At 46.6% G+C, this 440-nt stretch carries 1 protein-coding gene; it reads left to right on the forward strand.

Annotated features, from left to right (window positions below):
* Window positions 1-440: FAD-dependent oxidoreductase (locus AB4486_RS27755; protein ID WP_372120024.1), on the forward strand; the 440-nt coding region annotated here is incomplete at both ends.

Consider the following 440-nt stretch of genomic DNA (forward strand, 5'->3'; position numbering starts at 1 on the left):
ATCCACGGTGGCCTACGCTACCTTGAACATTACGAATTTCGTTTGGTTTCGGAAGCACTCGCTGAACGTGAAGTCTTGTTAAGAAAAGCGCCTCACGTTGCTCAGCCAATGCGTTTCCGTTTACCTCATCGACCATTTTTACGCCCAGCTTGGATGATTCGCTGTGGCCTATTCCTTTACGATAACTTGGGTAAGCGCACCACTCTTCCTGGAAGTAAGACAGTCAACCTAGCAAAATCAGGGCTACTGAAACCAGAAATGAAGACAGGCTTCGAATACTCAGATTGCTGGGTTGATGATGCTCGTATGGTATTGCTGAACGTATTAGCGGCGAAAGAAAACAACGCAGAAATACGCAACTACTGCCGAGTTGAAAAAGCACACCGCGAAGGCGACATTTGGCACGTAACGATTCTTGATGTGATGACAAACCAACGTTT

Source organism: Vibrio sp. 10N.222.55.C6 (assembly GCF_041473395.1).
In the GTDB taxonomy this organism is placed as follows: domain Bacteria; phylum Pseudomonadota; class Gammaproteobacteria; order Enterobacterales; family Vibrionaceae; genus Vibrio; species Vibrio crassostreae_C.